This is a genomic window from Amycolatopsis sp. NPDC003731 (assembly GCF_053586895.1).
In genome coordinates this window covers 1-9,878 of sequence record NZ_JBSFNC010000236.1, presented here as the reverse complement: position 1 = coordinate 9,878, position 9,878 = coordinate 1, and the positions used below count along the sequence as shown (strand labels likewise).

8 protein-coding genes and 1 pseudogene are annotated in these 9,878 nt (G+C 72.5%); 3 read left to right on the top strand and 6 right to left on the bottom strand.

The window, feature by feature from the left end; translation table 11 throughout:
• Positions 1-84 precede the first annotated feature (84 nt).
• The 5 genes and pseudogenes from ACWDN5_RS44815 to ACWDN5_RS44795 all read right to left on the bottom strand — a co-directional run.
• Positions 85-1,119 (bottom strand): annotated as a pseudogene (locus ACWDN5_RS44815) (aspartate ammonia-lyase); the annotation flags it as partial.
• Complete coding sequence (locus ACWDN5_RS44810) at positions 1,116-2,033, bottom strand: asparaginase (RefSeq protein WP_449680554.1); 918 nt, start codon at positions 2,031-2,033, stop codon at positions 1,116-1,118. The gene ACWDN5_RS44810 and the pseudogene ACWDN5_RS44815, both read right to left, overlap by 4 nt.
• The gene (locus tag ACWDN5_RS44805) at positions 2,030-3,460 is read right to left on the bottom strand and encodes an amino acid permease (RefSeq protein WP_310974222.1); all 1,431 of its coding nucleotides are present in this window, start codon (positions 3,458-3,460) and stop codon (positions 2,030-2,032) included. The genes ACWDN5_RS44810 and ACWDN5_RS44805 overlap by 4 nt, the downstream gene beginning before the upstream one ends.
• Entirely contained in the window at positions 3,457-4,104 is a 648-nt protein-coding gene (locus ACWDN5_RS44800; protein ID WP_449680556.1) for a FadR/GntR family transcriptional regulator, read from the bottom strand. The genes ACWDN5_RS44805 and ACWDN5_RS44800 overlap by 4 nt, the downstream gene beginning before the upstream one ends.
• 245 nt (positions 4,105-4,349) lie before the next feature.
• Positions 4,350-4,988: a hypothetical protein gene (locus ACWDN5_RS44795; RefSeq protein WP_449680553.1), complete on the bottom strand. Its 639-nt coding sequence runs from the start codon at positions 4,986-4,988 to the stop codon at positions 4,350-4,352.
• 109 nt (positions 4,989-5,097) lie between these two features.
• Here ACWDN5_RS44795 and ACWDN5_RS44790 point away from each other — a divergent pair, with 109 nt between their 5' ends.
• From ACWDN5_RS44790 to ACWDN5_RS44780, 3 genes are read left to right on the top strand one after another with little or no spacing between them, the layout of a single operon-like run.
• Positions 5,098-6,264, top strand: coding sequence for a sensor histidine kinase (locus tag ACWDN5_RS44790; RefSeq protein WP_449680552.1), 1,167 nt, complete (start codon positions 5,098-5,100; stop codon positions 6,262-6,264).
• Entirely contained in the window at positions 6,264-6,923 is a 660-nt protein-coding gene (locus tag ACWDN5_RS44785) for a response regulator (protein WP_449680551.1), read from the top strand. The genes ACWDN5_RS44790 and ACWDN5_RS44785 overlap by 1 nt, the downstream gene beginning before the upstream one ends.
• A 42-nt stretch (positions 6,924-6,965) precedes the next feature.
• Positions 6,966-8,393: an amino acid permease gene (locus ACWDN5_RS44780; protein WP_449680555.1), complete on the top strand. Its 1,428-nt coding sequence runs from the start codon at positions 6,966-6,968 to the stop codon at positions 8,391-8,393.
• Here the strand turns inward: ACWDN5_RS44780 and ACWDN5_RS44775 are convergent.
• Positions 8,371-9,153, bottom strand: coding sequence for a DUF6885 family protein (locus tag ACWDN5_RS44775; protein WP_449680550.1), 783 nt, complete (start codon positions 9,151-9,153; stop codon positions 8,371-8,373). The two genes, ACWDN5_RS44780 and ACWDN5_RS44775, sit on opposite strands and share 23 nt — an antisense overlap.
• Positions 9,154-9,878: the final 725 nt, after the last annotated feature.

Sequence of the window (9,878 nt, the reverse complement as noted above, 5' to 3'; positions counted from 1 at the left end):
AAGGATCTGCCGCTGTCGACCACTGACGCGGCCGGACGCAAGACCACCACGGTCTACGACTACGCCGACCGTCCGGTCGACTCATACGGCCCGGCCGATCACCTCGAACGCGACCTGGTTGACCACCTCGGGGATCACCGGGTTGATCTTGCCCGGCATGATCGACGACCCGGCCTGCACCGGCGGCAGGTTGATCTCGTTCAGCCCGGCGCGCGGGCCCGAGGACAGCAGCCGCAGGTCGTTGCAGCTCTTGGACAGCTTGACCGCGATCCGCTTGAGGACACCCGAGAGGTGCACGAACGCGCCGCAGTCCTGGGTCGCCTCGACCAGGTCGGCGGCGGTCACGACCGGCAGGCCGGTGATCTCCCGCAGGTGGCGGCACGCGGCTTCGGCGTACCCCGGCGCGGCGTTGAGGCCGGTGCCGATCGCGGTCGCGCCGAGGTTGATCTCGTGCAGCAGGGCGACGGCTTCGTTCAGCCGCTGCCGGTCCTCGCCGAGCATCACCGCGTACGTGCCGAACTCCTGGCCGAGCGTCATCGGCACGGCGTCCTGCAGCTGCGTGCGGCCCATCTTCAGCACGTCGTGGAACTCGACGGCCTTGGCCGCGAACGCCTTCTCCAGCACGACCATCGACTCGGACAGCTCGCGCACGGCGAGGATCGTCGCGACGTTGACCGCGGTCGGGTAGGCGTCGTTGGTCGACTGCGAGAGGTTGACGTGCTCGTTGGGGTGGACGACGTGGTAGTCGCCCTTGGCGTGCCCGAGCAGTTCCAGGGCGCGGTTGGCGATGACCTCGTTGGCGTTCATGTTGGTCGACGTCCCGGCACCGCCCTGGATGACGTCGACGACGAACTCGCCGTGCAGCGCGCCTTCGCGGATTTCCCGGCAGGCCGCGCAGATCGCGTCCGCGATGCCGGGGGCGAGCAGGCCGAGTTCGGCGTTGGCGCGCGCGGCGGCTTCCTTCACCGAGGCCAGCGCCTCGACCAGGTGCGGGTAGGCGGCGAGCGTCGTGCCGGTGATGGGGAAGTTCTCGCGGGCGCGGGCGGTGTGCACGCCCCAGTACGCGTCGGCGGGGACGTCCTTGTCGCCGAGCAGGTCGTGTTCGCGGCGGGTGGTCATACGGTGCTCCCCACAGGAAGATTTCCGGCGAAACGCAGGTTGTCCGGGCCGGGCGGGACGTCGACCCCGCACAGTCCGAGCAGCGCGGCCAGCACCGGGTAGCGCGCCCGGTCGCCGCCGTCGGCGATCTTGACCGCGATCGCCGTGCCGTCCGGCAGCGCGGCGACCTGGACGGCCTCGAACCCGTCCTTCGCGATCAGCCCCGGCACCGCCCGCATGACGGCGGTGACGTCCCGGCGGCTGCCGCCGACCAGCTCCGGGTGCTGCCGGATCCCGGCGGCCACCAGCCCTTCCGGCGTGTCCGGCGCGGCGAGCGCGATCTTCGACACCGCGGTCGCGAGCCCGCGCAACGTCGTTGCGAAGAGCGGCGCGCCGCAGCCGTCGACGGCCACCCGGGCGATGCCCCGGCCGGTCAGGTCCTCGACGGTGGCGGCGATCGCGCGCTGCAGCGGGTGGGCCGGGTCGAGGTAGCCCTCGACCGGCCAGCCGTTCAAGGCGCAGGTCGCGAGCATCGCCGCGTGCTTGCCGGAGCAGTTGTGCCCGAGCCGGCTGGGCGCCCGCCCGGCGGCGAGCCAGCGGTCCCGCTCGACCGGGTCGAACGGGAAGTCCGCGGGGTTCCCGAGCAGGTCGGGGGAGCGCCCGTCGAGGACGTCGAGAGCGGCGTCCAGGTGCATCGCCTCGCCGGAGTGGCTGGCCGCGGCGATCGCGAACCCGGCGGGGGACAGGCGCAGGCCGAGCCGGGCCATCGCGGTGGCCTGCAGCGGCTTCGCCGTCGACCGCGGGTACATCGGGGTGTCGACGTCCCCGGCGGCGAACCGCACCGAGCCGTCCGGGGCGAGCACCACGGCCGAACCGTGGTGGACGCCCTCGACCAGGCCGTCGCGGAGCAGCTCGACGAGGGGTTCGTGGCTCACATGCCCTCCTCGTCGAACGCCCGCATGTCGATCCGCTTGCGCACGCCGAACCAGCCTGCGACCAGCGCGACGGCGATGGCGGGCAGCGCGAGCAGGGTGATCCGGCCGGTCTCGTCGAAGCCCATCAGCACCACGACGGCGGCGAGGAACACCAGCGTCGCGATCTCGGTGTACGGCGAGAACGGCAGCCGGAAGGACGGCCGCTCGAGGCCGTCGCGCTTGGCCCGGCGCACGAACAGCAGGTGGCAGAGCACGATGATGGCCCAGGTGGCGAGGATGCCGATCGCGGCGAAGTTCAGCACGATGTCGAAGGCCTCCTTCGGCACCAGGTAGTTCAGCCCGACGCCGAGCACGCAGACGGCCGCGGTGAGCAGGATCCCGCCGTAGGGCACGTGGTTGCGGTTCATCACGCCGGTGAACTTCGGCGCCGAGCCCGCCGTCGCCATCGACCGCAGGATCCGGCCGGTCGAGTACAGGCCGGAGTTCAGGCTGGACAGCGCCGCGGTGAGCACGACCAGGTTCATCACGCTGTCCGCCGCGGGCACGCCCAGGTGCGAGAGCACGGTGACGAACGGGCTCTGGTCCTTCGTGTAGGAGCTCCACGGCAGCAGCATCGCCAGCAACACGACCGAACCGACGTAGAAGACGAGGATGCGCCACATGATGGAGTTGATCGCCTTCGGCATGATCTTCTCCGGGTTCTCGGTCTCGCCCGCGGCGACGCCGACCAGCTCGACCGAGGCGTAGGCGAACACCACGCCCTGCACGATCAGCACCATCGGCAGCAGCCCGGACGGGAAGATCCCGCCGTGGTCGGCGATCAGCTGCGGGCCGCCCGCGACGCCGTCGATCGGCGTCTGCGTCACCAGCAGGAAGATGCCGATCACCATGAACAGCACGAGCGCGGCGACCTTGATGATGGCGAACCAGAACTCCATTTCGCCGAACAGCTTCACCGACACCATGTTCAGCGTCAGGACGACGGCCAGCGCGATCAGCGCGAGCACCCACTGCGGGATCGGCGAGAAGAACGACCAGAAGTGCGCGTAGAGCGCGATCGCCGTGATGTCGGCGATGCCGGTGGTCGACCAGTTGAGGAAGTGCATCCAGCCGGCGACGTACGCGCCCTTCTCGCCCATGAACTCGCGGGCGTAGGAGACGAACGCGCCGCTGGAGGGCCGGTACAGGATCAGCTCGCCGAGCGCGCGGACGACGAAGAAGGCGAAGAGCCCGCAGACGCCGTAGACGATCGCCAGCGCCGGGCCGGCCTGGGCCAGCCGTCCGCCGGCGCCGAGGAACAGGCCGGTGCCGATCGCGCCGCCGATGGCGATCATGTTGACGTGCCGGGATTTCAGGGCCTTGCGGTAGCCGGCGTCGCCCGCGTCCGCGGTGGTGCCGGTCGTGGCCGGGAGGGTCTGTTCGGTCACTGGTCCCCGTTCACGATGCTGTTGAGGGTGGCTTCGACGTGCTCCAGGTGCGCGGACATGGCCGCGACGGCGGCGCTTTCCACGCGGCTCCCGATCGCCTTGACGATCGCCCGGTGCTCGATGTTCGACTGGCGGCGCCGGTCGCCGAGCTGGTTGAGGAAGGCGGACTGGCGGGCGAGCGCGTCCCGGATCTCCTCGATCACCTTCCCGAACACCGGGTTGCCCGAGGCCTGGGCGATGGTGATGTGGAAGAGCGAGTCGAGCGCGACCCAGGCGGTGTTGTCCGTCTCGGCGTCCATCCGGTCGAGCAGGTGGGCGAGCAGGTCGAGGTCGTCCTGGCTGCGCCGCACGGCCGCGTACCCGGCGACCGGGATCTCGACGTGCCGGCGCACCTCGATGAGGTCGCGGGCGGAGTAGGGCCCGAAGGTGGGGTTGTCGGCCGGGCCGGTCGCGGTGACGAAGGTGCCCTTGCCGGTCTTCGACTCGGTCATGCCGAGCGCCTGCAGACCGCGCAACGCCTCCCGGATCACCGAACGGCTGACCTCGAACTCCCTGCTCAGGGCCGCTTCGGAGGGGAGCTTCTCGCCGACGGCGTGCTCGCCGCGCTCGATCGAGGCGCGCAGGTGGGCCAGCACGGCTTCCATGGCGCTCACCCGGCGAGGACCACCTTGTCCGGCTGTCTGGCTGTCAGACAGGTTCATGGCCGGAATGCTCGGTCCCGGTGCCCCCGGTGTCAACGCGAGTGTCGCGGTCTGTGGCCCACCTCACCCACCGCCCCCGCCCGGCCCGAGGGGTCGCGAATGACTCATTCGGGACGTCCGAGGTCCCGGATGAGTCATTCGCGGCACCGGCACCGGCACCGGCGGCGAGTGCGCACCCGGCAGGTCCCTCACGAGCGCACCTCCTCGCGCTTGCCGAACAGCTCCTCCCAGACCGGCCCGGCGAACAGCCAGATCGCCGACACCGTGCCCAGCCGCGGCAACCACCCCCACAGCGGCGCCACCCTCTCCGGCTCGCCGATCGCGAAGATCGCCGCCAGCAGGGCCGCCGCCGCCAGCCCGCAGGCCAGCAGGCACTTGCCCCACTCGCGCCACTCGTGCCGCGCCCTCTCCCGGCCCTGGCGCTTCGGCGGTGGCGGCGGTCCGCTGTGACAACCGGGGCTTCGCCCCGGGCCGGGGGCTCCGCCACCCGGAACCCCCGAAAAGCGGCCGGCGAACCGATGCGCGAACCGCTCGTCCGCCCACCGGACCATGCTCGGCCCGAACACGACACTGAACCCCAGGTAGACCGCGGCCAGGCCGTGCGTGAACCCCGGCTTGCCCCCGGCGGACAGGTCGAGCACGGTCGCCACCAGCACCACGACGTCGACCAGCGGCACCATGGCCAGCACCACCACCGACGCGCGCCGCAGGCGCAGCACGTACCGCACCGCCAGCCCCGCCGCGATGAACACCCAGAACCCGATCTCGCCCGCCGCGATGACGGCCGCCATCGGGTTCTCCGCGAAGAACTTCCCGATCTCGTCCACCCCGCCACGCTCCCGCGCCCGCCCGCCCGGCCGCGTCCGCGAAGGGACGGACCGGGCGTCATCACTTCGTAGGACGCGGCCGCCTCACGCGGTGTGCTGGGATGATCCGGTGCCTCTCCCCCGCCTGCGCTCGCTCCCGGTGTGGCAGCAGGACGGCCTGATCGCGCTGGCCACCTGGCTGCTCGGCTTCCTCGTCTACGCGACGGACGTCCACCGGCTCGTGTCGGCCTACGACCACGCGCCGCTGGGGGTGCGGCTGCTGGAGCTGACCGCGTTGTGCGGGCTCGAGCTGCTCCGCCGGCGCGTCCCCCTGGCCCTGGTCCTGGCCACGGCGGTGCTCGCGGTGGACGTCCGGCTCGGCCCGTCGCTGCCGGTGCTGATCGTCTACACCGACTTCCTCTACGCGGCGACGCTCTACGGCTCCCGGCGCACCAGCCGGGTGATGATCGGCCTCGCCGCGTCCTCCGTGGTGGGCGTGCTCGCCGCCGTGCTGGTCCTCTCGCAGCAGTGGCGGGCCGCGGTGCTGGCTGCGGTCGCCGTGCTGCCGTTCGTCATCACGCCGGTGTGGTGGGCGGCGAACGTCCGCCAGCAGCGCGACGTCGCCGAGGCCGAGCGCGCCAACGCCGGGCAGCTGGCGAAGATCGCCGAACTGGACCGGCGGGCGGCGGTCGCCGCCGAACGCGGCCGGATGGCCCGCGACCTGCACGACGTCATCGCCGGGCACCTCTCGGCCATCGCCATCCAGTCGGAGGCGGCGCTGTCGCTGCCGGACCCGAAACTGGCGAAGGCCGTGCTGGAATCGGTGCGGGAGAACAGCGTCAGCGCCCTGGAGGAGATGCGCGCGATGATCGGGCTGCTCAAGGCCGACGGCGGCGAGGCGGAGACGACCGCGCCCGCCCGGCTGGCGGACCTGGCCAAGCTGGTGGAGTCGGCCAGGGCCAGCGGGCTGGAGGTGCACGTCGAGTCCACTGTGGACGAGCGGCTGCCGCTGCCGGCGGCGGTCGACCTGACGGCGTACCGGATCGCGCAGGAGGCGCTGACCAACGCCGTCAAGCACGCCCCGGGCGGCCGGGTCGACGTCGCCGTCCGCTGCCTCGACGGCGTGCTCGCGGTGGAAGTCCGCAACGACGTCCGCGGCCCGCTTCCCGCCACCGGGGCGGGGACGGGCCTGCTGAACATGCGCGAGCGCGCGGACGCGGTGGGCGGCGAGCTCACCGCGGGCCCGGCGGGCGACGGCTGGCTCGTCCGCGCCGAACTCCCGGTGGGCGGGCTGTGATGACGGTCCGTGTCCTCGTCGCCGACGACCACAGTGCCATCCGGTTCGGCCTCACGACCATCCTCGGCAGCGCCGAGGGCATCGAGGTCGTCGGCGAGGCGGCCGATGGCGCCGCCGCCGTCCGGCAGGCTCGGGCGCTGCGGCCGGACGTCACGCTGATGGACGTCCGCATGCCGGGCACCGACGGCATCGCCGCCACCCGGGAACTGGTGTCCGCGGGGCTCACCCAGGTGCTCGTGCTGACCACGTTCGACCTCGACGAGTACGTGCACGGCGCGCTGCGGGCCGGAGCGGCCGGCTTCCTGCTCAAATCGGTCGAAGCGCCCCGGCTGATCGAAGCGGTGAAGCTCGTCGCGGCCGGTGACGGCGTGCTCGCCCCGCAGGTCACGCGCCGGCTGATCACCGCGTTCGCGGCGGCGGCCCCGGACCCGGCGCCCCTCCCGCCCGGCCTCGGCGACCTCACCGACCGCGAGCGCGAGGTGCTCGGCTGCCTGGGCGAGGGCCTGTCCAACACCCAGATCGGCACCCGGCTGCACATCGGCGAGGCGACCGTGAAGACGCACGTGTCGCGGGTGCTGGCCAAGCTCGGCCTGCGGTCGCGGGTGCAGGCCGCGATCCTCGCCCAGGAGACGGGCGCCGATCTGCGGAAAGACCCGTGACCTTCTAACTTTCTCCTCATGGGTGAGCGGAGAACGTTGAACGTGGACGAGGTCCTGGACCGCCAGGACTCCGGGGACCTCAAACGGCGGCTGCGCGGGCGCGACCTGATCGGGTTCGGCGTCGGGATCATCATCGGCACCGGCATCTTCACCTTGGCCGGCGTCGAGGCGAAGACCCACGCGGGGCCGGCGGTGACGCTGTCGTTCGTGCTCGGCGCGGTCGTCGCCGGGCTCGCGGCGCTGTGCTACGCCGAGCTCGCCTCCAGCGTCCCGACGGCGGGAAGCGCTTACACCTACGCCTTCGCCACCCTCGGCGAGGTGTTCGCCTGGATCATCGGCTGGGACCTGCTGCTGGAGTTCGCGCTCGGCGCCGCCGTCGTGTCGCGCGGCTGGTCGGGGTACCTGGCGAACCTGCTCGGGCTGTCGCCGGAGTGGTTCGGCGAGGACGCGAAGGTCAACATCGGCGCGGTGCTGATCATCGCCGTGCTGACCGTGGTCGCCGTGCTGGGCATCAAGGAGTCGGCCTGGCTGACCAACCTGCTGGTGTGCGTGAAGGTCGCGGTCTGCGTGCTGGTGCTCGCGGTCGGCCTATTCTTCGTCAAGGGCGCGAACCTGACGCCGTTCATCCCGCCGGCCAAGGCGCCCGAAGCCGGGTCGACGGTGCTGGAGCAACCGATCGTCCAGGCCGCGCTCGGCCTGGAGCAGTCGGTGTACGGCATCGCCGGCATGATCACCGCGGCCGCCGTGGTCTTCTTCGCCTACACCGGCTTCGAAGCGCTCGCGAACCTCGGCGAGGAGACGCTGAACCCGCGCAAGGACCTGCGCGTCGGCATCCTCGGAGCGCTGGGCGTGTGCGCGCTGCTCTACATCGGCGTCTCGATCGTGCTGACCGGTATGGTCCCGTTCACCGACATCGACACCGGCGCGCCGCTGGCGGACGCGTTCGACCGGGTCGGCCAGCACTGGGTGGGCGCGCTGATCTCGCTCGGCGCGGTCACCGGGCTGACGTCGGTGATGATGGTCGAGCTGGTCACGATCGGGCGGATCGGGTTCGCGATGGGCCGCGACGACCTGCTGCCGAAGGCGCTCGGCACCGCGCACCCGCGCTGGGGCACCCCGCACCGGATGACCATCGGCGGCGCGGCGCTCATCGCCGTCCTGGCCGCGTTCATCCCGATTTCCGAGCTGGCCGACATGGTGAGCATCGGCGCGCTGTCGGCGATGATCATCGTGGCCGTGGCGGTCCCGGTGCTGCGCCGCCGCCGTCCCGACCTGGACCGGCCGTTCCGGGTGCCGTTCTCGCCGGTGGTCCCGGTCCTGGCCGCGCTGGCCTGCCTGTACCTGATGCTGAACCTGAACGTGCTGACGTGGCTCCGGTTCGCCGCGTGGCTGGTGATCGGCCTGGTGATCTACTTCGCCTACGGCCGCCGCCACTCCCGCTTCGCGGTCAGTCCCAAAAGGACGGAGTGAGCCCGGCGCCACCGGCCGCCGCGCGCACCACGCCGGCCTGGCCGGTGTCGACGACCACGAGCACGCCGAGCCCGGCCAGCGCCGCCGTCACCCATTCCACGGGCTGGTCGTGCCGGCCGTCGTCACCGAGCGACGGATAGGTGTCCACAACGGACAGCAAGGTGCCTTCGGCGCCGATGCGGATGCCCGCCAGGAGCACGAAGTGACCGCCGGGCGGGCGCCAGCGCGACGTCCACAGTGGAGGGACGCCGGTGTCGAGGTAGTCGAGCAGCGCGCGTTCCGGGGTGTCGTGCGCGCCGAGCTCGGCGCCGTCGATCCGGGCGAGCACCGCGACGCGCGGGACGTCCCACAGCCCGACGAGCAGGTCGAACAGCGCCTCGGTGGTCCACTCGCCGGTCACCGGCACCGCCGCGAGCGCCCCGCGCGACAGCGACTCGACGGCCGCCGCCAGCCGCGAAACCCGGGTGCCGGCCGCGGCCGGGTCGTCGACGACGGGCAGCGGCAGCCGGAAGTCCCGCCGGCCCGGCTCGCCCGGCGGGTGCACGGCCGGCCCCCGGACGGTGCCGGCGGCCAGTGCGACGGTGTCCTGATCCGGCACGTCGAGCCCGGCCGCCCGCAGCGCGGCGAGCCCGCAGAACGCCGCGGCCAGGCCGTCCTTCTGGGGCAGCTCCGCCTGGGCGACGGCGGCCAGCCGCGCCCCGCCCGGCAGCCACCGCACCCCGGACAGGTCGAGCTGCCCGCCGTCGATCCCCGAAGTCATCGGTCCCCTCAGTAGCGCCGGAGGTGGCGGCCTGCGGTCCGTAGCGCCGTCCTGACCAGAATAAGGTTCTCAGGAGCGCCGGAGGGGGCACGATGGCCTTGTCGACGGGGTGTTCGGCCTGTCGTGAGGTCGCCCGCCCCTGGGAGCCACCTGCCGCGGGAGCCGCCCGCCACGGGAGCCACCACCTGCCGCGGGAGCCACCTGCCGCGGGAGCCACCCGCCACGGGAGCCGCTCGCCTTGGGAGCCGCCTGCCACGGGAGCCGCCCGCCTTGGGAAGCCACCCCGCGGCGGGAGCCGCCCCACCTCGGGAGCCGCCTGCCACGGGAGCCGCTCGCCTTGGGAAGCCACCCCGCGGCGGGAGCCGCCTGCCGCGGGAGCCGCCTGCCGTGGAGTCCTGCCGCCGCAGGGCCTGCCCTCGCTGGGCGGGGTTTCGGCAAAGTCGGGACGACTCGCGGGGCGGCGGCGGGCCTGCGGTGTCGCGAATGACTCATTCGGGACGTCGGAGGTCGCGAATGAGTCATTCGCGACCTCGGAGGTGCGCCGGCACCCACGGCGGCAGAACTTTGGCGGCCCCCCTGCCGGAGAAGAGCGGGGGAAGCCGCTCTGTGCCCACCACCCCGAAGCTCGATTGTCACTACGGCCGGTGGTACCGCGTCAAGGCGGGAAAGCGTGCCTTGACCCGGCACCACCGTCCGCGTGCTGGCTTCGGATCGGGGTGGTGGGG